This is a genomic window from Serratia proteamaculans (assembly GCF_008830365.1).
In the GTDB taxonomy this organism is placed as follows: Bacteria; Pseudomonadota; Gammaproteobacteria; order Enterobacterales; family Enterobacteriaceae; genus Serratia; species Serratia proteamaculans.
In genome coordinates, this window is record NZ_WBKI01000009.1 from 18,400 (window position 1) to 42,127 (window position 23,728).

Consider the following 23,728-nt stretch of genomic DNA (forward strand, 5'->3'; position numbering starts at 1 on the left):
TATGCCTGCGGCATTGAAGCGTCTGACATTCGGCATGTTGCTACTGTGTTCATTCAGCGCGGTAGCCACCTGTGAGTGGCCGGCCTGGCAACAGTACAAACAGTTTTATGTCAGCGAGCAGGGGCGGGTGATCGACCCGAGTAGCCCGAATCGAATCACCACCTCGGAAGGCCAGAGTTATGGCCTGTTCTTCGCGCTGGTGGCCAACGATCGACCTGCTTTCGACCAACTGCTGACGTGGACGGAAAATAATCTGGCGGCGGGCGATCTCAGCGCCCATTTGCCGGCCTGGCTATGGGGTGAGGACGATAAAAAGCAGTGGACGGTGCTGGACAGCAATTCGGCCTCCGATGCCGATCTGTGGATTGCCTATAACCTGCTGGAGGCGGGCCGCCTGTGGAAAAGCCGTCGCTATCAAACTCTCGGTACCTTGCTGTTGCAGCGTATTGCCCGTGAAGAAGTGGCGGATATTCCCGGTCTGGGGCTGATGTTGTTACCGGGTAAGGTGGGGTTTGTGGCGGAAGATCGCTGGCGGCTCAACCCAAGCTACCTGCCGCCGCAACTGCTGGCGCGTTTTGCCGCGTTGAATGGCCCATGGCGTGCGATGCAGCAGACCAATCAGCGATTGTGGCTGGAAACGGCCCCTCACGGCTTCTCGCCGGACTGGGTGGTGTGGCAGGTTGGCAAAGGCTGGCAGCCGGACACCGTCAAACCGAATATCGGCAGTTATGATGCTATCCGGGTTTATTTGTGGGCCGGCATGCTGGCGGAGGACGATCAACACAAGGCGGCGCTGCTCAAGCAGTTGCAGCCGATGGCGCAGCTCACCGTTCAGCAGGGGGTACCGCCGGAGAAAACCGACACCGCCAACGGTAAAACCACGGGTGACGGCCCGGTGGGCTTCTCCGCCGCAATGCTGCCGATGCTGGCGAATCAACCCGAGGCGTTGCAGGTGCAGCGCCAACGCATTAAGCAAAACCCGCCGGGCGACGATGCCTATTTCAACGCCTCGCTGGCGCTGTTTGGCCAGGGATGGGATCAACAACGTTATCGTTTTAATCGGCAGGGTGAACTTCAACCCGCCTGGGGCGGCCAATGCGTAACTTCCGAATAAACTGGCTGGGCCTGGTGCCTTTAAGTCTGGCAATGTTGCCGCAGGCGCAGGGGGCAGAAACCGTCGCGCCGGAGCAATGGCTGTTGGAGCAGGTGCGCGTCGGTGAGGCCAGTAATAAGGATGAACTGGTTCGCCAGTCGCTCTACCGGCTTGAACTGATGGATCCGAACAACCCGGATGTGATTTCGGCGCGCATGCGGCTGGCCTTGCGTCAGGGGAATCAGGCATTGGCACAGCAGCAGTTGGATAAGCTGAAAAAGATTGCGCCGCAGTCCAGCGCCTATCGCCAGGCGGAAATGAACATGTTGCTGACCCAGCCGGAAACCCGGCAAAAGCTGCAGCAGGCGCGGCTGATGGCGACCGCCGGACGTTTGCCGGAGGCGAAGGCGCAGTATGACGCTCTGTTCCATGGGGATCCGCCGACGCTTGAGCTGGCGGTGGAATACTGGCGGCTGGTGGCTCGGCTGCCCGGGCAGGAAGCAGCGGCGCTGAAACAACTGCAGACGTTGGATCAGCAATATTCAGGCAACGTACCGCTGCGCATGTCGCTGGCGCGGATGCTGTTTAGTCAGGATCGCGATGCTCAGGCCTATGATTTACTGCAGAAAGTGGCCGCGGACCCGGCCGGTCGCGGGGATGCCGCCGATCTGTGGCTGGAAAAAGTCAAAGCCATGCCGGTCAGCCCGCAAAGCGTGGCGGCTCTGAACCGTTTTCTCGGGGTATTTGAGACCGGCGATCAGGCGGCCAGCGCCCGGCAGGAGCTGGCGCGACAGCAGGCGTTGTTGTCCGACCCGGCCTATCTGGCGCGGGTGCGCGGGCTGGCGCAGGTCGACAAGGGCGGCAGCCGCGCTGCGATCCCGGAACTGAAGAAAGCGCTGGCGGCTTCTCCCAATGACGCTGAAGTGCTGGGCGCGCTCGGGCAGGCTTATTCCCGAGCAGGTAATCGCCCGCAGGCGCTGAGCCTGTTCCGCCAGGCATTGCAGGCCGATAAAAGCGGCTACGGCAGCAGTAAGTGGCAGAGCCTGATCAAGAGCAACAGCTATTGGCTGGCGGTCGACGAAGGTGACAAGGCGTTGAAAGCCGGCAATTTGGCGCTGGCGCAGCAAAAATACCAACAGGCACGGCAGTTCGACAACACCGACAGCAGTGCGGTGATCGGCCTGGGCGACGTTGCGGTGGCGCGTAAAGATGATGCCGCCGCCGAGCGTTTCTATCAGCAGGCGCTACGGCTGGATCCGGGCAGCGGCAGTGCGGTGCGTGGCCTGGTGAATATCTATCAGCGTCAGTCGCCGGAAAAGGCGCTGGCCTATCTCAACAGCCTGTCGCGCAGCCAGCAAAACAAAATGCGCAGTACGCTCGAGGGTTTGCAGCTCGATATGCTCAAGCAGCAGGCCGAGCAGTTGGCACAGCAAAAGCAGTGGCATCAGGCGGCGGAAAAATATCGCCGTGCCCAGCAGATGGACCCCGATGACGTCTGGCTGACTTACCATTATGCGCAAACGCTGCGTCAGGCCGGGCAGCCACAACAGGCGGATTCCCTGTTCAAGCGACTGGCGCAAAAACAGCGCGGCAACCCGCAGCTGAGCTATGCCTATGCGCTGTACCTCTCCGGCAGCGATCGCGACCGGCAGGCACTGGCGGAGTTGAATTCTTTGCCCGCCGCGCAGTGGAACGACAATATGCGCGAACTGGCACAGCGACTGAAAATGCAGGCGACGCTGGAGCATGCCGAGCAGCTACGTGCCGCAGGTGACGAGCCGGGCGCGATGGCTTATCTGCGCCGACAGCCGGCGGATACCCGCATCGATCTTCAGTTGGCCGACTGGGCGCTGGCGCGGGGTGACTATGACGCCGCACTGGCGGACTATCAGCGGGTACGGACGCGTGAGCCGAATAACCCGGATGCGCGGCTGGGAGAAATTGAGGCCTATGTGGCTCAGGGCAGGCTGAGCGAGGCTCGCCAAGGTTTGCAAACCAAAGCGCCGGAACCGACGCCTTCAGGCAACCGTGAGCGGCGGGAAGCAAACGCCTGGTACGCCGTCGGCGAACCGCAGAAAGCCACCGATATCTTTACCCGGTTGAAAACGGCGGCCCAGCCGGAGCCGGCAAGCCAGTCGAAGGCGCTGATTTATCGCGATGCGGCAAGGCTGGAACGTGACCAATTACAACCGGAGCTGGCGCAACAGGATTATAAACAGGCGATGGTGGCCAGCGGCATTGCGCCGAGCGTACCGCAGGATAACGACAGCTACACCTATTTGACGCGCAATAACCCAGGCGACGACTGGCTCAAGCGCGGTATCCGCTCGGACGCAGCGGATTTGTACCGTCAGCAGGACCTTAACGTCACGCTCGATCACGATTACTGGGGCTCGAGCGGCACCGGCGGTATCTCCGATTACAAAGCGCACGACACCATGCTGCAGGTGGATATGCCGTTGTACGGCGGGCGGGCGTTTTTCCGTTCCGATACCGTGCAGTTGGATGCCGGCAGTTTCTCCACCGACAGCAGCGGCAAATATTACGAGACCTTCGGCACCTGTAATACTCAGGGGTGTAGCGGCGACGAGCATCAGAAAACCACCGGTACCAGCGTGGCGGTGGGTTGGCAGAACGACAGTTGGTCGGGGGATATCGGCACTACCCCGATGGGCTTCGACGTGGTCGACTGGGTCGGCGGGTTGGCCTACAGCAATGACTGGAACCACATTGGCTGGACGCTGGCGGCTTCGCGCCGACCGGTTTCCAGCTCATTACTGGCGTTTGGCGGTACCAAAGACCCGAATACCGGTACCACCTGGGGCGGCGTTCGCGCCACCGGGGTTAGTCTGAGCGGCAGCTACGATCGCGGCGAGGCGCACGGCGTCTGGGCCGATCTCAGTGCGCATCAGTTAACCGGTAAAAACGTTGAGGATAACCAGCGCGAGCGTTTCATGGCCGGTTATTACTACAAGCTGATCAATGAAGATAACCGCCGCGTCACCGTCGGGCTGAACACCATGCTGTGGCACTATCAGAAGGATTTGAGTGGATACTCTCTCGGCCAGGGCGGCTATTACAGCCCGCAGCAATATATGTCGCTGGCGGTGCCGGTCAATTATCGTCAGCGAACCGAGAACTGGTCATGGGAGCTGGGTGGGTCGGTGTCGTTGTCCCATTCGAAAACCAACAGTCAGCAACGTTATCCGCTGCAAGGGCTGATCCCGGACTCGCTGCCGGACAAGTTTGCGGTAGAAGACGGCAGTTCCTCTTCCGGTGTCGGTTATACCCTGCGGGCCATTGTCGAGCGACGCCTCAGCTCGCACTGGACGCTGGGTGCCGGGCTTGATATCCAGCAGGCGAAGGACTATACGCCAAGCCACGCGTTAATCTATCTGCGCTATTCGATGGCCGGTTGGCAAGGCGACCTGGATTTACCGCCGCAGCCGCTGACGCCATACGCCGATTTCAAGTAACCCAACTCAGGTAGATTCAGAGTGTCGGCACAGGGTAGTTTTGCTACCCTGTGTTTATTCCCATTAGGAAAAGACTGAAACCCGCGGTTTTCTTGGTTTTGTCCTGGGTATGGCCAGATAAAAACAGTCAACAATCGAGTATACTCAGACCGGTCCGAGGGATGGGTATTATTCATCCCTTTTTTATTTCAGCCCGAAGTAGCGGAGAGCAGGTTTGCGGGTCAGGCGTTCATTAACGATTAAACAGATGGCAACGGTATCCGGCGTAGCGCTGGTGACAATCTGTATCTTTATCGTGATCCAGTTATTCCATTTTGTGCAGCAGCGCAGGGATGACTATGCCCAGCAACTGGAAAATATTGCTCATTCCGTCCGTCAGCCGCTGGCGGAGGCCGTGTTGCGCATGGATGTGCCGGAAACCAAACGGGTGCTGAATACCCTGTTGCCGGTGGGCATCCTGAGTCGGGCGGATATCGTGTTGCCGAATGAATTCCAGGCGTTACACGCTAATTTCCCGCCGGAACGTCCGGTACCAACGCTGATCGCTCGCCTGTTCGAACTGCCGATCCAGATTTCCGTTCCGCTCTATTCGCTGGAGCGCGTGCCGGCCAACCCGCAGCCACTGGCTTATCTGGTGCTGCAGGCCGATTCGTTCCGCATGTACCAATTCATTCTCAGCATGCTGTCGACCATGTTATCGACCTATTTGCTGTTGGCGCTGATCCTGTCGGTCTCTATTAGCTGGTGTATGAATCGGTTGATGGTGCACCCGCTGCGCGCGATGGCTAAAGAACTGGATAATATTTCGCAGGAAGAAGCGCCTTATCATCAACTGATTCTGCCGGTGTTACACCAGGACGATGAGCTCGGGCTGCTGGTGCGCAACTACAACCGCAATCAACAGCGACTGGCCAAGGCCTATGCCGAGATGAGCCGTATGAGCACCCATCATCCGGTCACCGAGCTGCCCAATCAGGCGTTGTTTACCGCCCTGCTGGAGCAGCATATCGCTTCCAGTCTGCGGCCCGAGCGTTTTAATTTGCTGGTTATTGGCATTGAAACCTTGCACGAGGCCTCCGGCGTACTTAATCCGGCAATGCGTGAAGCGCTGTTGTTGACGCTGGCGAAGAAGCTGCGTGAGTGCATCGATGAAAACGGCGTGCTGGCGCAGCTGAGCAAAACCGAGTTTGCCATTCTGGCCAAAGGCGTAGAGCGTCCGTTCCATGCCATGCAGCTGGCGCGTCGCATCATGGCGCAGATTAACGCTCCACTGAGTTTGCAGGAAATGCCGTTGCGGCCAAGCGCCAGCATCGGTATTGCCCATTATCTTAATTCGGGGGAGAGCGCGGAACAGCTGTTGCGCAGTGCCACCTCGGCGATGATGACGGCACATCGCGAAGGCAAAAATCAGGTGCTGTTCTTCGAGCCAAGCCTGACGGAACGCACTCAGAAGCGACTGACGCAGGAAAGTGAAATCCTGCATGCCATCGAGCAGCGTCGCTTTACCCTGTTTTTACAGCCGCAGGTCGATATGCAGTCCAACGCGGTGATTGGTGCCGAGGCATTGCTGCGCTGGCAGCAGTATGACGGCAGCTTTATCCTGCCGGCAGACGTTATTCCGTTAGCGGAAGAACTCGGCGTGATCGTACCGCTCGGCAACTGGGTACTGGAAGAGGCCTGCCTGATCCTGGCGGATTGGCAGACCCGGGGTATTACGCTGCCGCTGGCAGTCAACGTGTCCCCGATCCAGATGAAGCACGAGGATTTTGTCCCGCACCTGAAGAGCCTGTTGGCGCAGCATCAGATTGACCCGCGCAAGCTGCTGTTGGAAATTACCGAAACGGTACGTATTGACGATCTCGATCGTGCGCTGGCGCTGTTGCGGGAGTTGCACGATTTGGGGCTTTCCATCGCACTGGATGACTTTGGCATGGGATATTCCAGCCTTAATTACCTTAACCGATTGAAATGTTTGCCAATCGACTTGATTAAAATCGACAAGAGCTTTATTCAGGGCCTGCCGACGGACGACGCCATGGTGCGCATCGTCAGTTCGATTTCCGAAGTATTGGCGTTGCCGGTGATGGCCGAAGGCGTCGAAAATGCCGAGCAGCGTGACTGGCTGCTGCAGCACGGTATTCATAGCGGCCAGGGGTTCCTGTTTGCTCGTCCTTTACCGCGCAGTGAGTTTGAAGCCGAGTTCTGCCAGCCTCCAGCCTGAGGTCCTTCCTTGCCTTTTGCCATGGGCGGCATCCGCGTCGCCCGTTAATCCCGTCCGAAAACCTTCACTGGGCATCTACCTCTTTTGCATTAGTGCAAACAAAGGCTTACGTAATTTACAGCCTTACATTCGGGCTGGCGCGTTTCAGCTCTTAAATTCGTATCAACATGTATCTAGTGGTGCAACAAATTATTTCCATGTTGTTAGGTGGGTGTTATTATCCGCGCAAGTGATGAACAGGCGAGATAACTAGACTACCGCCTGGTGTGTGTCTTCCCCCCCAAAGGATGTTCATATGAAACTCACTATCTTTAAGAGCCTCTATTTTCAGGTGCTGACAGCGATTACGCTGGGCGTCCTGCTTGGCCATTTCTACCCTGACATTGGCGCGCAGATGAAACCTCTGGGCGATGGATTCGTTAAGCTGATTAAAATGATCATCGCTCCGGTGATCTTCTGTACCGTGGTGACGGGTATCGCGGGTATGGAGAGCATGAAGGCCGTAGGCCGCACCGGTGCGATTGCACTGCTCTATTTTGAAATTGTCAGCACCATTGCGCTGCTGATTGGGTTGCTGATCGCCAACGTGGTACAGCCAGGGGCCGGGATGAACATCGACCCTGGCACGCTGGATGCCAAAGCGGTCGCGGTCTACGCCGAGCAGGCTCAGCAGCAAGGTATCATTCCGTTCTTGCTGGATATCATCCCTGGTAGCGTCATCGGCGCCTTCGCCAGCGGTAATATTCTGCAGGTGCTGCTGTTTGCCGTGCTGTTCGGTTTTGCCCTGCATCGTCTGGGTGACAAGGGCCAACTGATCTTTAATGTGATCGAAAGCTTCTCCCGCGTGATCTTCGGCATCATCAATATGATTATGCGTCTGGCGCCGTTGGGGGCATTCGGGGCGATGGCGTTTACCATAGGTAAGTACGGTGTGGGCTCGTTGCTACAACTCGGCCAACTGATTGCCTGCTTCTATCTCACCTGTGTGCTGTTTGTGGTGGTGGTGCTGGGCTCGATTGCCCGTGCCAACGGTTTCAGCATTTTCAAGTTTGTCCGCTATATAAAGGAAGAGCTGTTGATCGTACTCGGGACGTCTTCTTCCGAGTCGGTACTGCCACGCATGCTCGACAAGATGGAAAAACTGGGCTGCAAAAAATCGGTGGTGGGATTGGTTATTCCGACCGGCTATTCCTTTAACCTCGATGGTACCTCAATCTACCTGACCATGGCGGCGGTATTTATCGCGCAGGCAACCAACACCCATATGGATGTTATCCATCAGGTGACTCTGCTGGTGGTGCTGTTGCTATCCTCTAAAGGGGCTGCAGGGGTGACCGGCAGTGGCTTTATCGTGCTGGCGGCGACCATTTCCGCCGTGGGCCATCTGCCGCTGGCCGGTCTGGCGCTGATCCTGGGTATTGACCGCTTTATGTCTGAAGCCCGCGCCCTGACCAATCTGGTCGGTAACGGGGTGGCTACGGTGGTGGTGGCAAAATGGTGTAAACAGTTGGATGAAAAACAACTGCATGACACCCTGTCCAACAAGCACGGCTCAGGAGCCGATAAAACGCTGCCTTCAGCCTGATTTTATCGTCAAATCACCGGTTGCAGCCGCAGCCGGTGATGTTTTATCCCCCCGCGTAATGATTTCTTGCATTAAAAACTCGGTTATCCATTATTTTTCACACTAATGAGTGACATCCGCAAAGGCGCGCGGTCTAACTCGATGGTACACTTTCTGCTTTCCGCCCCACTGTGAAACTCAGGGCGTTTTGTAGGCTGTTCGTCGCAGCCTAATATTCCGGTGAATGGAATATCCGCATTTGCATAAAGAAATTGGATAGTCATTAAGTAGGGGTTCACATGCAGGGCACCAGAATTCATCTCATAGCAGGTGGGCTGCTGTTGGCTGCAGCCAACAGCAGCGTGCAGGCTGAAACACTACAACCCGATCCTGCCTGGCAGCAGGGGGCGTTGGCCAACGGGTTTTCATGGCAGATATTAGACACGCCGCAACGACCGAGCGATCGCGTCGAACTGCGGTTGATGGTCAACACCGGCTCGTTAGTGGAGTCTTCGCAACAGATTGGCTTTGCCCATCTGTTGCCGCGCCTGTCTTTGGCGCGTAGCGAAAGCTTTACGCCACCGCAGCTGCGTTCACTGTGGCAACAGAGTGTGGACAGCGAGCGACCTTTACCGCCGGCCATCAGCTCTTATGACTTCACCATTTATAATCTCAGCCTGCCGAATAACCGCCCAGATGTGCTGAAAGAAGCGCTGGCGTGGCTTTCCGACACTACTGGCAAGCTGGCGATCGACGAACATACGGTGCATGCGGTGGTTAATTCCAGCGTTGATCCGGTCGGTACCTTCCCGCCGAATCCGAAAGATGCCTGGTGGCGTTATCGCCTGAAAGGCTCGACGCTGTTGGCGCACGATCCAGCCCAGCCGCCGAAGCGTCCGGTGAATATCGATCAACTGAAAAAATTCTACCAACAATGGTACACCCCGGATGCGATGACGTTGTACGTCGTGGGTAAGGTAGACAGCCGCAGCCTGAGCGAGCAAATCAACAAAGCCTTTTCGCCGCTGCAAGGCAAGCGTGAAACGCCTGCCCTGATGCCAACGCTGACGCCACTGCCACCACAGCCGGTCAGCCTGATCAGCGAACAGGTGAAGCAGGATACGCTGTCGATCATGTGGGATGCCCCATGGCACCCGATCCGGGATTCACAGAATCTGAGCCGCTACTGGCGTGGTGATATGGCCCGCGAAGCCTTGTTCTGGCATCTCCAGCAGGTGCTGGAAAAGAGTGACCAGAAGAACCTGCATCTGGGCTTCGATTGCCGCGTGCAGTATCAACGTGCTCAATGTGCCATCCATCTCGACACGCCTAATAACAACCTGAACAACAGCCTGGGCTTTATTGCCCACGAGTTGGCTAATGTACGTAACAATGGGTTGTCGCAGGACGAGTTTAATGCCCTGCTGGCACAGAAAAACGATCAACTCAGCAAGCTGTTCGCCACCTATGCCCGTACCGATACGGATGTGCTGATGAGTCAGCGCTTGCGCTCGCAACAAAGCGGCGTAGTGGATATCGCGCCGGAGCAGTATCAAAAACTGCGTCAGGAGTTCCTGAGCGGATTGACGTTGGAGGTGCTGAATCAGGAGCTGAAGCTTCAGCTATCCCAGGATGCGACGTTGGTGTTGATGCAACCGAAAGGGGAGCCGGAGATGAGCATGAAGCAGTTACAGGAAACCTATAACGGCATTATGTCCCCAGCCCCGGCTGTGGTATCGGAAGAAGTTAAACCCACCGATACCGCACCCGCGCCAGAGACCAGCGCACAGTAACGAGAGAGGGGGCGCTCGCCCCCTCAGCTACGGTACAGTACTTTGATGATGTGGTAGCCGAACTGGGTCTTCACCGGGCCGTAGGGCTTCAGCAGCGGAATGCTGAACACCGCTTTATCAAAGGCCGCCACCATGGTGCCCTTGTTGAACTCGCCCAGAGAGCCGCCGTTGCGTTTTGATGGGCAAGTTGAGTATTTGCGCGCCAGGGTGTCAAAGCTGACACCGCGTTTAAGCTTGGCCAGCAGTTCGTCGGCCAGTTTTTCGTTATCTACCAGAATGTGCAGGGCGCACGCCGTCTTTGCCATGGTATTGCCTTTATCGATACAGAAATTGCGCTGATTATACCCGTTAAATCTCATCGGCGCTTTCTGCTACAATCCCTTCCCACGTTATAAATTCGAGCAATAAAGCGCCATGCGATTAAACCCCAGCCAACAACAAGCCGTCGAATTCGTTACCGGGCCCTGCCTGGTGCTGGCCGGTGCCGGTTCCGGCAAGACGCGCGTCATCACCAACAAAATCGCTCACCTGATCCACAACTGTGGTTATCAGGCGCGACACATCGCCGCCGTGACCTTTACCAATAAGGCCGCGCGTGAGATGAAAGAGCGTGTGGCGCAAACCATGGGGCGCAAAGAGGCGCGCGGGCTGTTGATTTCCACTTTCCACACGTTGGGGCTGGAGATCATCAAACGTGAATATGTTGCGCTGGGGATGAAGTCCAATTTTTCACTGTTCGACGACCAGGATCAGTTGGCACTGTTGAAAGAGCTGACCGAAAAATGGCTGGAGAATGATAAAACGCTGGTGGCGCAGCTGATTTCCACCATCTCCAACTGGAAGAATGACCTGGTCGATCCCCTGAAGGCGATGGAGCTGGCGCGTTCCGAACGCGACAAGTTGTTTGCCCATTGCTACGGTCTGTATCACGCGCATATGCGTGCCTGTAACGTGTTGGATTTCGACGATTTAATCCTGTTGCCAACTTTACTGCTGCAGCGCAATGAAGAAGTGCGTGAGCGCTGGCAAAACCGCATCCGCTACCTGTTGGTGGATGAATATCAGGATACCAACACCAGTCAGTACGAACTGGTGAAACTGTTGGTGGGGAACCGTGCGCGCTTTACCGTGGTCGGGGACGATGATCAGTCGATTTACTCCTGGCGTGGGGCGCGCCCACAGAACCTGGTGCTGTTGAATGAAGACTTTCCGGCACTGCAGGTGATTAAGCTGGAGCAGAACTACCGTTCCAGCGAGCGTATCCTGAAGGCGGCGAATATCTTGATCGCCAATAACCCGCACGTGTTTGAAAAGCGGCTGTTTTCCGAGCTGGGCTACGGCGAAGAGCTGAAAGTGGTGACCGCCAATAATGAGGATCATGAGGCTGAGCGCGTAGTGGGGGAACTGATTGCCCATCACTTCGTGAAGAAAACCAACTACGGCGATTATGCGATCCTCTATCGCGGCAACCATCAGTCGCGGCTGTTTGAAAAAATGCTGATGCAAAACCGCATCCCTTACAAAATCTCCGGTGGCACCTCGTTTTTCTCGCGGCCGGAAATCAAGGATCTGCTGGCCTATCTGCGCGTTCTGACCAACCAGGATGATGACAGCGCGTTCCTGCGTATCGTTAACACGCCAAAGCGTGAGATCGGCCCGGCGACGTTGCAAAAACTGGGTGAATGGGCAAACCAGCGTAACAAAAGCCTGTTCCGTGCCAGTTTCGATCTCGGCCTGAGCCAGCACCTGACTGGTCGCGGGTTAGAATCACTGCAGCGCTTCACTCACTGGCTGGACGGCATTGCCCAACTGGCGGAGCGTGAACCTATAGCCGCGGTGCGTGACCTGATCCACGGCGTCGATTACGAAAGTTGGCTGTTTGAGACCTCACCCAGCCCGAAAGCCGCCGAAATGAGGATGAAAAACGTCAATACTCTGTTCGGCTGGATGACGGAAATGCTGGAAGGCAGCGAGCTGGATGAGCCGATGACGCTGACCCAGGTGGTAACCCGCTTTACCCTGCGTGACATGATGGAACGTGGTGAGAGCGATGAAGAACTGGACCAGGTTCAGTTGATGACATTGCATGCCTCCAAAGGGCTGGAGTTTCCCTATGTGTTCCTGGTGGGGATGGAGGAGGGGTTACTGCCGCATCAGAGCAGCATTGACGAGGATAACGTCGATGAAGAGCGGCGTCTGGCCTATGTGGGGATCACCCGTGCCCAAAAAGAGCTGATTTTCACCCTGTGTCGCGAACGTCGCCAGTATGGCGAGCTGGTACGGCCGGAACCGAGCCGTTTCTTGCTGGAGTTGCCGCAGGATGATCTGGCGTGGGAAAGTGAACGCAAAGTGGTTAGCCCGCAAGAACGGATGCAAAAAGGGCAGAGCCACCTGGCCAATATTCGTGCTCAGTTGGCCAAGGCGAAAGGCGAAGGTTAAAAGAAAGGGCGCTATTAGCGCCCTTGTCATATCAACGTTGTTCTTCCAGTATCAACGGCCAGTGAACGTAGCTTTGCCAATGACTTTCCTGATCCAGCGCCTCCGCCCGAAGCGGGTGCTGTTCCAGCCAACCTGGCGGCAGGATCACCGTCAACTCGTCATCATTGTTAGCGCGCAGGCGTACCGCGGGCAGCGTGTCGTCGCGACGACGACTGGCAAAGATGATCGCCAGGCGTAAAAGTCGGCATAGACGTTGCGCCATACGCGGCGGCAGGGCGTTTTGCTGGCTCAGCAGTGGCAGATCGATAGTGTTGCTCTGATTTTGCAGCAGGGTGGCCAGCAGTTTTTTCTGTGCCGGAGTGAAACCGGGTAAATCCAGATGGCGAATCAGGTAGGCGGCGTGTTGCGGCGCCTGCTTGAAATCAACGCTGAGGCCAATTTCGTGGATCAGACAGGCGCTGTGCAATAACTCGCGACATCGCGCATCCAGTTGCCATTCATTGCTCACCTGCTGTGAGAAGTTGGCAGCCAACTGGCTGACGCGTTCGGCCTGCTCGGTATCCAACAGGTAACGCCGCTGCAGGTTGCGAATGGTGCGGCTGCGGATGTCCTGTTCAACCGGCAGATGCAGCATGCCATAGACCAGTCCTTCGCGCAGTGCGCCGCCGGCCAGCATCATGCTTTCAATGCCCAGTTCCTGGAAAATTGCCAGCAGGATCGACAGCCCGCTGGGAAACACCAGTGCGCGTTCCAGTGTCAGCCCTTCAATTTCCAACTCTTCCAGTTTGCCACACTGAATGGCACGCTGTTTCAATTGGCGTAGCTTGGACAGGGTGATACGTTCATCCATGCCCTGCGCCACCATGATTTCCTGCAGTGCCTGCACGGTGCCGGAAGCGCCGACGCAGATTTGCCAGCCGTGTTGACGCAGCTGTGGCGCAATAGGACGCACCATTTCACGTGCAGCCTGTTCGGCCCGCTCGAAATTCTCCAGCCCCAGATTACGATCGCTGAAGAACCGTTCCAGCCAGGTGACACAGCCCATCGACAGACTGTACAGCTGAGCCGCCTGTGCGCCGGTACCGGTGACCAGCTCGGTGCTGCCGCCGCCGATATCGACCACTAAACGCTGATCCGGCCCCCCAGTGGTATGGGCAACGCCGTGGTAGATCAGGCGCGCTTCTTCCTCGCCGCTGATCACCTGGATCGGGCAGCCGAGGATCTGCTCGGCGGTCTGCAGGAATTCGTCGGCATTGGATGCCAGACGCAGCGTGGCCGTGGCGACCACACGGATCTGTGCACGGGGAATGTCCTGCAGGCGTTCGGAGAACAGCTTCAGGCATTGCCAGCCGCGCTGCATGGCCTCATGCGAAAGGTGACTGTTCTGATCCAGCCCGGCGGCCAGACGCACTTTGCGCTTGATGCGCGCCAGGGTCTGAATACTGCCGGCCACCTCGCGTACCACCAACATATGGAAGCTGTTGGAGCCAAGGTCGATGGCGGCATAAAGTGCGCTGGAACTGAGCATTATCTATCAGCCTGAACGTTTACGGTTGCTGCGTGGCGCACCGCCACGACGTGGCGCGGAGTTACGGCGTGGGCCGTTGCCGCCGCGTGGGCGTGCCAGGCGTTTCGGCGCAGGCAGGTCACTCATTAACGCATCGCTGTTGTATTTGCTCACCGGAATGCTGTGACCGGTGTAGGTTTCGATCGCCGGCAGGTTGAGTGCGTACTCTTCACAAGCCAGGCTGATGGAATGACCGCTTTCGCCGGCACGACCGGTACGACCGATGCGGTGAACGTAATCTTCGCAGTCGTCAGGCAAGTCGTAGTTGAAGACGTGAGTCACCAACGGGATGTGCAGACCGCGGGCGGCGACGTCGGTGGCGACCAGAATATCGAGGTTGCCCTTGGTGAAGTCATCGAGAATACGCAGACGTTTTTTCTGTGCCACATCGCCGGTCAACAGGCCTACGCGGTGACCATCGGCCGCCAAATGGCCCCAAACGTCTTCACAGCGGTGCTTGGTGTTGGCGAAGATGATGCAGCGGTCTGGCCACTCTTCTTCGATCAACGTCTGCAACAGACGCATCTTTTCTTCGTTGGACGGGTAAAACAGTTCTTCTTTAATGCGGTGGCCGGTTTTTTGTTCCGGTTCCACTTCAACATATTCAGCGTTGTTCATCTGCTCGAAGGCCAACTCGCGTACGCGGTAGGACAGGGTGGCAGAGAACAGCATGTTCAGGCGTTGATCGACCGCAGGCATGCGGCGGAACAACCAGCGAATGTCTTTGATAAAGCCCAGATCGTACATGCGGTCGGCTTCATCCAGCACCACAACCTGGATCGCACCCAGGTCGATATAGTTCTGTTTGGCGTAATCGATTAAACGGCCGGTAGTCCCCACCAGGATATCTACGCCGCTTTCCAGCACTTTCAGCTGTTTGTCGTAGCCATCGCCGCCGTACGCCAGACCCATTTTCAGGCCGGTGAATTGGGAGAGGGCTTCCGCATCGGAGTGGATCTGCACCGCGAGTTCACGCGTTGGCGCCATGATCAAGGCGCGCGGCTGGTTGATCTTGCGATCCTGTTTCGCCGGGTGAGAAAGCAAATAGTGAAAAGTAGACGCTAAAAATGCCAACGTCTTTCCGGTACCGGTTTGCGCCTGACCTGCAACGTCACGCCCAGAGAGCGTGAGCGGCAATGCTAACGCCTGGATAGGCGTGCAATATTGAAACCCTTTCTTTTCAAGGGCTTCAATGACTAACGGGTGCAGGGCGAAGTCGGAAAACTTCTGTTCGGTCAAGTGTGTTTTGCTCATAGTGTGGTAGAATATCAGCTAACTATTGCTTTACGAAAGCGTATCCGGTGAAATAAAGTCACCTTAGGTTGGTTAATGCTACACCAACAAGGTAGACACAATCCTTTGGAGTAGAACATGAGCGATAAAATTATTCACCTGACTGACGGCAGCTTCGACACCGACGTGCTGAAAGCTGAAGGGCCAATCCTGGTCGATTTCTGGGCTGAATGGTGTGGGCCGTGCAAGATGATTGCTCCGATTCTGGATGAGATTGCCGATGAGTTTGAAGGCAAGCTGACCATCACCAAGCTGAATATCGACCAGAACCCGGCAACCGCACCCAAGTACGGTATCCGTGGTATCCCTACGCTGTTGCTGTTCAAGAACGGTGAAGTGGCCGCGACCAAGGTTGGTGCGCTGTCCAAAGGTCAGCTCAAAGATTTCCTTAACGCGAATCTGTAATCGGGCGGGAAGCCCTATACCCACTGGATGTGACGCTGCGGCCGAAAACGCCGCCGCGTGAGAGACAACGGGGATATACAGGCGTCTGGCGGGGATGTTCAATTCACCGCTAGACGCCTGCCAAGAAGCGTGTTAAGTTTAACCATACTGCATATAGAACTTGCCCGAAGTTGTAAATCTAAAGAGTCTAAATCTAAAGCTTTACTCTGTGTTGAACCGCTGGTTTTGAAAGAAAAAATGAACTCAGCCCGCGTTTTAGCAATCAAACAGTTTTGCAAAATCAATTTTAAGGTACCTTCGATCTTAAACCGTCAATGCGCGCGTCCTCTGTAAGCCATTTCTTACCGTGACAGCTCAGCGCCCGGTGATCGAACGTCCAGTAAACAGGCACGAATATCCAATGGATTTCAAGGTGTGGCCAGTCGGCAACCGAACACATCTCCGCAGCTTAGTCCGCTAAGCCCAGAGGTGAGCAAGGCAAGCCAACGCAACCACTAGAAAGACGAAAGATATATCCCGCTGCCATACCATTCACGATACAAGTTCGAGACATACCCCGAGTTTAAGAACCCACCACTATGAATCTTACCGAATTAAAGAATACGCCGGTTTCTGAGCTGATTACTCTCGGCGAAAATATGGGGCTGGAAAACCTTGCCCGCATGCGCAAGCAGGACATTATCTTCTCTATCCTTAAGCAACATGCGAAAAGTGGAGAAGATATCTTCGGCGATGGCGTGTTGGAGATATTGCAGGATGGATTTGGTTTTCTCCGCTCTGGAGACAGTTCCTACCTTGCAGGCCCCGACGACATCTACGTATCCCCTAGCCAAATCCGCCGTTTTAACCTCCGTACAGGTGACTCCGTTTCCGGTAAGATTCGTCCGCCAAAAGAAGGCGAGCGCTACTTTGCCCTGTTGAAAGTTAACGAAGTTAACTACGACAAACCGGAAAACGCCCGTAGCAAGATCCTGTTCGAAAACTTAACCCCACTGCATGCCAACTCCCGTCTGCGGATGGAACGCGGTAACGGCTCAACCGAAGACCTGACGGCACGCGTGCTGGATCTGGCTTCGCCGATTGGTCGTGGCCAGCGTGGTTTGATTGTAGCGCCGCCGAAAGCCGGTAAAACCATGCTGCTGCAGAACATTGCGCAGAGCATTGCTTACAACCACCCAGACTGCGTACTGATGGTGCTGCTGATCGACGAACGTCCGGAAGAAGTGACCGAGATGCAGCGTCTGGTGAAGGGCGAAGTTATCGCTTCTACCTTTGACGAACCGGCTTCTCGCCACGTTCAGGTTGCAGAAATGGTGATCGAGAAGGCCAAGCGCCTGGTTGAGCACAAGAAAGACGTGATCATCTTGCTCGACTCCATCACCCGTCTGGCACGTGCCTACAACACCGTAGTTCCGGCTTCCGGTAAAGTGTTGACCGGCGGTGTGGATGCTAATGCCCTGCATCGTCCTAAGCGTTTCTTCGGTGCGGCACGTAACGTTGAGGAAGGCGGTAGCCTGACCATCATCGCTACCGCGCTGGTTGATACCGGGTCGAAAATGGACGAGGTTATCTACGAAGAATTTAAAGGTACCGGCAACATGGAATTGCATCTGGCGCGTAAAATCGCCGAGAAGCGTGTATTCCCTGCGATCGACTACAACCGCTCTGGTACCCGTAAAGAAGAATTGCTCACCACTTCTGAAGAACTGCAGAAAATGTGGATCCTGCGTAAAATCATTCACCCGATGGGCGAGATTGATGCAATGGAATTCCTCATTAACAAGTTGGCCATGACCAAAACCAACGATGAATTCTTCGATATGATGAAGCGCTCATAATGACGATGCGCTCATAATTGAGTAAAAATTCAAAGAACGCCACGCCTAGTCGTGGCGTTTTTTGCTTTTGGCAGATACGATACGTAACAGAAATGGAAACGTAAGTTATTTTCGTGACTTACTGAGAATTCATCTTATTTGCGGTCGGCGCTTCGTCGTTCGCGCATTGCTACTGTCGAAACAGCAGACAGAGACATTGGAATAAGAATGAATGGCTGTTGTCATAGGAAATGACTGAAAGGTAGCGGGATACCATGGCGCAGCCTGTCGCCCGTGTTAAGCTGCCTTATCTTCTACAAAGATCTTGTTAACTGTGAACTTACTCACTATGAGTACTGAAATTCTATTTGTTTTCCTGTTTTCTTTGGCTTTTCTCTTTGTTGCCCGTAAAGCAGCAAAACGTATTGGTCTGGTTGATAAACCTAATTACCGCAAACGCCATCAGGGGCTGATCCCTCTGGTCGGGGGTATTTCTGTTTACGCCGGGCTGTGCTTTGCCTTCTTTATCTCTGACCAATCGATTGCGCATGGCAAACTCTACCTCGCTTGCGCGGGGATATTAGTGTTCGTTGGTGCTCTTGACGATCGTTTCGATATCAGCGTTAAAATTCGAGCGCTGGTTCAGGCTCTGGTCGGCATTGCGATGATGGTCTTCGCCGGGCTCTACCTGCGCAGTTTTGGCCATGTGCTGGGTGACTGGGAAATGCAGTTGGGGCCGTTCGGCTATCTGGTCACGTTGTTTGCCGTGTGGGCTGCGATCAACGCCTTTAACATGGTAGATGGCATCGACGGTCTGCTGGGGGGGCTCTCGTGCGTGTCTTTCGGTGCGCTGGGCGTGTTGCTGTACCTGAGCGGTCATTCTGACCTGGCTTTCTGGTGCTTCGCGATGATTGCCGCCATCGTTCCTTATATCCTGCTTAACCTCGGCATTCTCGGTCGCCGGTATAAAGTGTTTATGGGGGATGCCGGCAGTACGCTGATCGGTTTCACCGCCATTTGGTTGCTGCTGCAAAGCTCGCAGGGTAAAGCTCATTCCATCAACCCTGTAACCGCACTGTGGATTATCGCTATTCCTCTGATGGACATGATTGCGATCATGTACCGTCGTTTACGCAAAGGGATGAGCCCTTTCTCTCCAGATCGCCAACACATTCATCACCTGATTATGCGCGCGGGCTTTACGCCACGGCAGGCTTTCGTGTTGATTACCCTGGCGGCGGCACTGCTGGCGGCTATTGGCGTGCTCGGCGAACGTCTTACTTTTATCCCTGAGTGGGTAATGTTGGCATTATTCTTGCTTGCCTTCTTTTTATACGGTTACTGCATTAAGCGCGCCTGGCGTGTTGCACGTTACATTAAGCGTATCAAGCGCCGTCTGCGGCGTTCGAACGGCAATAAGCAAGTATCTTAACCAGAGGCTTTTGGGCAGTGATGAATCCAGAAACAATGTCTGACAAGAATATCCCGGCAGTGGATAACGAACTCGATATCCGCGGCCTGTGCTGCACCCTGTGGCGCGGTAAGCCATGGATTATCGGTATAGCGGCGTTATTTGCCGTGGTTGCGCTGATGGTTTCCTACCTGGTGAAACAGGAGTGGAGTGCGGCAGCAATTACCGATCGGCCAACAGTGAATGCGTTGGGGGGTTATTATTCCCAGCAGCAATTCCTGCGTAATCTGGATGTGCGGACGATGCCTGCCGCCAGCGCCGAGCAGCCGGGCATTGCTGACGAAGCCTATAATGAATTCATTATGCAGTTGGCAGCCTACGATACGCGTCGCGATTTCTGGCTGCAGAGCGATTATTACAAACAGCGCCAGGAAGGCGATGCCGCTGCCGATGCGGCATTGTTGGATGAACTGATTAACAACATTCAGTTTACTCCGCGCGATGATAAAAAAGTGCCGAACGACGGCGTGAAGCTGACGGCGGAAACGGCGGCGGATGCCAACCGTCTGTTACGTCAATATGTGGCGTTTGCCAGCCACCGTGCTGCTCAGCATCTGAACGAAGAGATCCAGGGCGCCTGGGCGGCCCGCACCACCTCGATGAAAGCGCAGGTCAAGCGCCAGGAAGCGGTGGCGGCGGCAGTGTATAAGCGTGAGTTGAACACCATTCAACAGGCGTTGAAAATTGCCGAGACGCAGGGTATCAGCCGGACTCAGACCGATACCCCGGCAGAACAACTGCCAGACTCTGACCTGTTCCTGCTGGGCAAACCTATGCTGCAGGCGCGTTTGGAAGGGCTGCAGGCTTCGGGACCGACCTTCGATCTGGATTATGATCAAAATCGTGCGATGCTGTCGACATTGAACGTCGGCCCGACGCTGGACGAGAAGTTTCAGACTTACCGCTATTTGCGGACCCCGGAAGAACCGGTAAAACGTGATAGCCCACGGCGGATATTCTGGTTGATCATGTGGGGCGCGATGGGCGCTTTGGTTGGCGCAGGTGTTGCCCTGGTGCGTCGGCCGCGTAATTAAAAATAATATAATAACTCGCTGATGGGCACGTAAGTGCCCAATTCGCAGGTACGCCTGCGGTTAACCGACCAAAAGAGATTCGCTGTGAAAGTGTTGACTGTTTTCGGCACCAGACCTGAAGCCATCAAAATGGCCCCGCTGGTACATGCCCTGGCTCAGGATGAAGCCTTTGAATCAAGAGTCTGCGTTACGGCACAGCATCGTGAGATGTTGGATCAGGTATTGCGGTTATTTGAGATAGTGCCTGATTACGACCTGAATATCATGAAGCCCGGTCAGGGATTGAGTGAGATCACCTGCCGTATTCTGGAGGGCCTGAAAGGCGTTCTTGAAGAGTTCAAACCGGACGTGGTGCTGGTTCACGGTGATACTACTACCACGCTGGCGACCAGTTTGGCGGCGTTTTACCAGCGTATCCCGGTTGGGCACGTAGAGGCGGGTCTGCGCACCGGCGATCTTTACTCGCCGTGGCCGGAAGAGGCTAACCGCAAACTGACCGGTCATCTGGCGATGTATCATTTTGCCCCGACGGAAAACTCGCGTCAGAACCTGTTGCGCGAACTGCTGCCGGACGATCATATCTTCGTCACCGGCAACACGGTGATTGACGCGCTGTTCTGGGTTCGCGATCGGGTGATGGGTGATGCTGCATTGCATGAAAGCCTGGCACAACGCTACCCGTTCCTGGATGCCAATAAAAAAATGATCCTGGTGACCGGCCACCGTCGTGAAAGCTTTGGTGGCGGGTTTGAGCGGATTTGCAGCGCGCTGGCAGAAATTGCCCGTTCGCATCCAGAGGTGCAGGTCGTGTACCCGGTGCATCTCAATCCCAACGTCAGCGAGCCGGTCAATCGCATTCTGAAAGGGATTGATAACATCATCCTGATCGACCCGCAGGATTACTTGCCCTTTGTCTACCTGATGGCTAACGCTTATATGATCCTGACCGACTCTGGTGGTATTCAGGAAGAAGCGCCGTCATTGGGCAAACCTGTGCTGGTGATGCGTGACACCACCGAACGACCGGAAGCGGTAGATTCGGGTACGGTGCGTCTGGTGGGAACCGACGTAGCCAAAATTGTTGATGCGGTTACCCGGTTGCTGACGGACGAAAACGAATATCACGCCATGAGCCGGGCGCATAACCCTTACGGTGACGGGCATGCCTGCCAACGTATTCTCGAAGCTTTGAAGAATCATCAGGTGACACTATGAGTTTTAACACTATTTCGGTTATCGGCCTGGGTTATATCGGTCTGCCAACGGCGGCGGCGTTTGCCTCCCGCAAGAAAAAGGTGGTGGGCGTAGATGTTAACCAACATGCGGTGGATACCATTAACCGTGGCGCGATCCATATCGTAGAACCCGATCTGGATAAAGTGGTGAAAGACGCGGTCGACGGCGGCTACCTGCAGGCGGTGACCAAACCCCTGGCTGCGGATGCTTTCCTGATCGCGGTGCCAACGCCGTTTAAAGGTGACCATGAGCCGGATCTGGCCTATGTCGAAGCGGCGGCAAAATCACTGGCGCCGGTGCTGAAAAAAGGCGACCTGGTCATTCTGGAGTCGACTTCTCCGGTGGGTGCCACCGAGCAGATGGCGCAGTGGCTGGCCGAGGCGCGTAGCGATCTCAGCTTCCCGCAGCAGGCGGGTGAAGCCGCAGATATCAACATTGCTTACTGCCCAGAGCGCGTGCTGCCGGGGCAGGTGATGGTGGAGCTAATTCAGAACGATCGCGTGATTGGTGGCATGACGCCAAAATGCTCGGAGCGTGCCAGCACGCTGTACAAGATTTTCCTCGAAGGCGAGTGTGTGATTACTAATTCACGCACTGCAGAGATGTGCAAACTGACCGAAAACAGCTTCCGCGATGTGAATATCGCCTTTGCCAATGAGCTGTCATTGATTTGCGCCGATCAGGGTATCAATGTTTGGGAGCTGATCCGTTTGGCAAACCGCCATCCGCGGGTGAATATCCTGCAGCCTGGTCCTGGCGTTGGCGGCCACTGCATCGCGGTCGATCCTTGGTTTATCGTGTCACAGAACCCGCAGCAGGCGCGTTTGATCCATACTGCACGCCTGGTGAATGACGGGAAACCTTTGTGGGTGGTTGATCGCGTCAAAGCGGCAGTGGCCGACTGTCTGGCCGCTACCGATAAACGCGCTTCAGAAGTGAAAATCGCCTGCTTTGGTCTGGCCTTCAAGCCAAATATCGACGATTTGCGCGAAAGCCCGGCAGTGGAAGTGGCGCATCTGATTGCCGATTGGCACGTGGGTGAAACGCTGGTGGTTGAGCCAAACGTCGAACAGCTGCCGAAATCGTTGGTTGGTCACGTGACGCTGAAAGCGCTGGCCGACGCATTACAGCAGGCGGATGTGATCGTGATGTTGGTCGACCATAAGCAATTCAAGGCAATTAAGCCGGAAGAAATAAAACAAGCGTGGGTTGTGGATACCAAAGGAGTATGGCGTTGAAACGTATTTTAGTCACTGGTGGGGCTGGCTTTATTGGCTCAGCGGTCGTGAGGCACATTATCGAAGCCACGCAGGACAGTGTCCTGGTGCTAGACAAACTCACCTATGCGGGCAATCTGGAGTCGCTTTCAGTAGTTGCTGATAACCCACGCTATTCGTTTGAACAGGTAGATATCTGCGATCGCGCGGCGTTGGATCGGGTGTTTGCCGAGTATCAACCGGATGTGATCATGCACCTGGCGGCGGAAAGCCATGTTGACCGTTCTATCGACGGCCCGGCGGCTTTTATCGAAACCAACGTGGTGGGCACTTACAGCATGCTGGAGGCGGCCCGCCATTATTGGCAGCCGCTGGACGCGGAGAAGAAACAAGGCTTCCGCTTCCACCACATTTCCACCGACGAAGTGTATGGCGATCTGCACGGTACGGAAGATTTGTTCACCGAAACCACGCCTTACTCGCCAAGCAGCCCGTATTCGGCCTCCAAGGCTTCCAGCGATCATCTGGTCCGCGCCTGGTTGCGTACTTACGGCCTGCCGACCCTGGTCACCAACTGTTCCAATAACTACGGCCCGTATCACTTCCCGGAGAAGCTTATCCCGCTGGTGATCCTCAATGCCGTGGCCGGTAAGCCATTGCCGGTGTATGGCAACGGGGCGCAGGTGCGTGATTGGCTGTATGTGGAAGACCACGCTCGTGCGTTGTACCAGGTGGTTACCGAAGGTGTGGTGGGGGAAACCTACAATATTGGCGGCCACAACGAGCGCAAGAATATTGAAGTGGTGCACACCATCTGTGATTTGCTGGAAGAGCTGGCACCTAACAAGCCACAGGGCGTGGAGAAATACCGCGACCTGATTACTTACGTCAAGGATCGCCCGGGCCATGATATGCGCTACGCGATCGATGCCGGAAAGATTGACCGTGAATTGGGCTGGCGTCCGCAGGAAACCTTTGAAAGCGGCATTCGCAAAACGGTTTCCTGGTATCTGAACAATGAAACCTGGTGGCGTCGCGTTCAGGACGGTTCCTATACCGGTGAACGTTTGGGTTTATCCGACTAAAATTAGTCAGGGTTGCC

General features: G+C 55.6%; 16 protein-coding genes. 13 read left to right on the forward strand and 3 right to left on the reverse strand.

The features are described from left to right. Nucleotide 1: 1 nt before the first annotated feature. The 5 genes from bcsZ (at nt 2) to F8R23_RS22065 (ending at nt 10,147) form a co-directional block, all read left to right on the forward strand. On the forward strand, nt 2–1,114 hold the full coding sequence (bcsZ, locus tag F8R23_RS22045) for a cellulose synthase complex periplasmic endoglucanase BcsZ (protein ID WP_151416032.1): 1,113 nt from the start codon (nt 2–4) through the stop codon (nt 1,112–1,114). Beyond that, nucleotides 1,096–4,569 (forward strand): cellulose synthase complex outer membrane protein BcsC, encoded by a 3,474-nt coding sequence (bcsC, locus tag F8R23_RS22050; RefSeq protein ID WP_151416033.1) that lies wholly within the window; start codon nt 1,096–1,098, stop codon nt 4,567–4,569. The genes bcsZ and bcsC overlap by 19 nt, the downstream gene beginning before the upstream one ends. A gap of 214 nt (nt 4,570–4,783) precedes the next feature. Continuing rightward, the gene (hmsP, locus tag F8R23_RS22055) at nt 4,784–6,790 is read left to right on the forward strand and encodes a biofilm formation regulator HmsP (protein ID WP_112349384.1); all 2,007 of its coding nucleotides are present in this window, start codon (nt 4,784–4,786) and stop codon (nt 6,788–6,790) included. 295 nt (nt 6,791–7,085) lie between these two features. Next, a complete protein-coding gene (locus F8R23_RS22060; RefSeq protein WP_151416034.1) occupies nt 7,086–8,375 on the forward strand; it encodes a dicarboxylate/amino acid:cation symporter in 1,290 nt (429 codons plus the stop codon). Nucleotides 8,376–8,653: 278 nt separating this feature from the next. Next, the gene (locus tag F8R23_RS22065; RefSeq protein ID WP_129936257.1) at nt 8,654–10,147 is read left to right on the forward strand and encodes a M16 family metallopeptidase; all 1,494 of its coding nucleotides are present in this window, start codon (nt 8,654–8,656) and stop codon (nt 10,145–10,147) included. Nucleotides 10,148–10,170: 23 nt separating this feature from the next. Here F8R23_RS22065 and ppiC read toward each other — a convergent pair whose 3' ends face one another. Further along, nucleotides 10,171–10,452: a peptidylprolyl isomerase PpiC gene (gene ppiC, locus F8R23_RS22070; RefSeq protein WP_017891252.1), complete on the reverse strand. Its 282-nt coding sequence runs from the start codon at nt 10,450–10,452 to the stop codon at nt 10,171–10,173. A 109-nt stretch (nt 10,453–10,561) separates the two neighbouring features. Between ppiC and rep the strand changes: the two genes are divergently transcribed. After that, nucleotides 10,562–12,586, forward strand: a complete 2,025-nt coding sequence (rep, locus tag F8R23_RS22075; RefSeq protein WP_151416035.1) for a DNA helicase Rep — start codon at nt 10,562–10,564, stop codon at nt 12,584–12,586. 31 nt (nt 12,587–12,617) lie between these two features. Here the strand turns inward: rep and ppx are convergent, their stop codons facing one another. Next, nucleotides 12,618–14,114, reverse strand: coding sequence for an exopolyphosphatase (gene ppx, locus F8R23_RS22080; RefSeq protein ID WP_129936259.1), 1,497 nt, complete (start codon nt 14,112–14,114; stop codon nt 12,618–12,620). A 6-nt stretch (nt 14,115–14,120) separates the two neighbouring features. Next, entirely contained in the window at nt 14,121–15,407 is a 1,287-nt protein-coding gene (gene rhlB / locus F8R23_RS22085) for an ATP-dependent RNA helicase RhlB (RefSeq protein ID WP_112349380.1), read from the reverse strand. A 117-nt stretch (nt 15,408–15,524) separates the two neighbouring features. On the opposite strand from rhlB, the gene trxA reads away from it, so the two are divergent. From trxA to rffG, 7 genes are all read left to right on the forward strand, one after another. Beyond that, nucleotides 15,525–15,851, forward strand: a complete 327-nt coding sequence (gene trxA, locus F8R23_RS22090) for a thioredoxin TrxA (RefSeq protein ID WP_037422813.1) — start codon at nt 15,525–15,527, stop codon at nt 15,849–15,851. 578 nt (nt 15,852–16,429) lie between these two features. Continuing rightward, nucleotides 16,430–17,689, forward strand: coding sequence for a transcription termination factor Rho (rho, locus tag F8R23_RS22095; protein ID WP_004950874.1), 1,260 nt, complete (start codon nt 16,430–16,432; stop codon nt 17,687–17,689). A gap of 313 nt (nt 17,690–18,002) precedes the next feature. After that, a complete protein-coding gene (wecA, locus tag F8R23_RS22100) occupies nt 18,003–19,100 on the forward strand; it encodes a UDP-N-acetylglucosamine--undecaprenyl-phosphate N-acetylglucosaminephosphotransferase (RefSeq protein ID WP_099062194.1) in 1,098 nt (365 codons plus the stop codon). A 20-nt stretch (nt 19,101–19,120) separates the two neighbouring features. Next, the gene (wzzE, locus tag F8R23_RS22105) at nt 19,121–20,173 is read left to right on the forward strand and encodes an ECA polysaccharide chain length modulation protein (protein WP_099062193.1); all 1,053 of its coding nucleotides are present in this window, start codon (nt 19,121–19,123) and stop codon (nt 20,171–20,173) included. An 84-nt stretch (nt 20,174–20,257) separates the two neighbouring features. After that, nucleotides 20,258–21,388, forward strand: coding sequence for a non-hydrolyzing UDP-N-acetylglucosamine 2-epimerase (gene wecB / locus F8R23_RS22110; RefSeq protein WP_129936260.1), 1,131 nt, complete (start codon nt 20,258–20,260; stop codon nt 21,386–21,388). Further along, nucleotides 21,385–22,647, forward strand: coding sequence for a UDP-N-acetyl-D-mannosamine dehydrogenase (gene wecC, locus F8R23_RS22115; RefSeq protein WP_129936261.1), 1,263 nt, complete (start codon nt 21,385–21,387; stop codon nt 22,645–22,647). Before wecB ends, wecC begins: the two co-directional genes overlap by 4 nt. Further along, nucleotides 22,638–23,711 carry a dTDP-glucose 4,6-dehydratase gene (gene rffG / locus F8R23_RS22120; protein WP_176979953.1) on the forward strand — a complete coding sequence of 358 codons (1,074 nt, stop codon included), beginning with the start codon at nt 22,638–22,640 and terminating at the stop codon, nt 23,709–23,711. The genes wecC and rffG overlap by 10 nt, the downstream gene beginning before the upstream one ends. The last annotated feature ends 17 nt before the right edge of the window (nt 23,712–23,728 follow it).

What these genes read in the sequence shown, in the direction of transcription:
- bcsZ (WP_151416032.1), top strand. Translation starts at nt 2, where the DNA reads ATGCCTGCGGCATTGAAGCGTCTGACATTCGGCATGTTGCTACTGTGT.
- bcsC (WP_151416033.1), top strand. Translation starts at nt 1,096, where the DNA reads ATGCGTAACTTCCGAATAAACTGGCTGGGCCTGGTGCCTTTAAGTCTG.
- F8R23_RS22060 (WP_151416034.1), top strand. Translation starts at nt 7,086, where the DNA reads ATGAAACTCACTATCTTTAAGAGCCTCTATTTTCAGGTGCTGACAGCG.
- F8R23_RS22065 (WP_129936257.1), top strand. Translation starts at nt 8,654, where the DNA reads ATGCAGGGCACCAGAATTCATCTCATAGCAGGTGGGCTGCTGTTGGCT.
- ppiC (WP_017891252.1), bottom strand. Translation starts at nt 10,452, where the DNA reads ATGGCAAAGACGGCGTGCGCCCTGCACATTCTGGTAGATAACGAAAAA.
- rep (WP_151416035.1), top strand. Translation starts at nt 10,562, where the DNA reads ATGCGATTAAACCCCAGCCAACAACAAGCCGTCGAATTCGTTACCGGG.
- ppx (WP_129936259.1), bottom strand. Translation starts at nt 14,114, where the DNA reads ATGCTCAGTTCCAGCGCACTTTATGCCGCCATCGACCTTGGCTCCAAC.
- rhlB (WP_112349380.1), bottom strand. Translation starts at nt 15,407, where the DNA reads ATGAGCAAAACACACTTGACCGAACAGAAGTTTTCCGACTTCGCCCTG.
- trxA (WP_037422813.1), top strand. Translation starts at nt 15,525, where the DNA reads ATGAGCGATAAAATTATTCACCTGACTGACGGCAGCTTCGACACCGAC.
- rho (WP_004950874.1), top strand. Translation starts at nt 16,430, where the DNA reads ATGAATCTTACCGAATTAAAGAATACGCCGGTTTCTGAGCTGATTACT.
- wzzE (WP_099062193.1), top strand. Translation starts at nt 19,121, where the DNA reads ATGAATCCAGAAACAATGTCTGACAAGAATATCCCGGCAGTGGATAAC.
- wecC (WP_129936261.1), top strand. Translation starts at nt 21,385, where the DNA reads ATGAGTTTTAACACTATTTCGGTTATCGGCCTGGGTTATATCGGTCTG.
- rffG (WP_176979953.1), top strand. Translation starts at nt 22,638, where the DNA reads ATGGCGTTGAAACGTATTTTAGTCACTGGTGGGGCTGGCTTTATTGGC.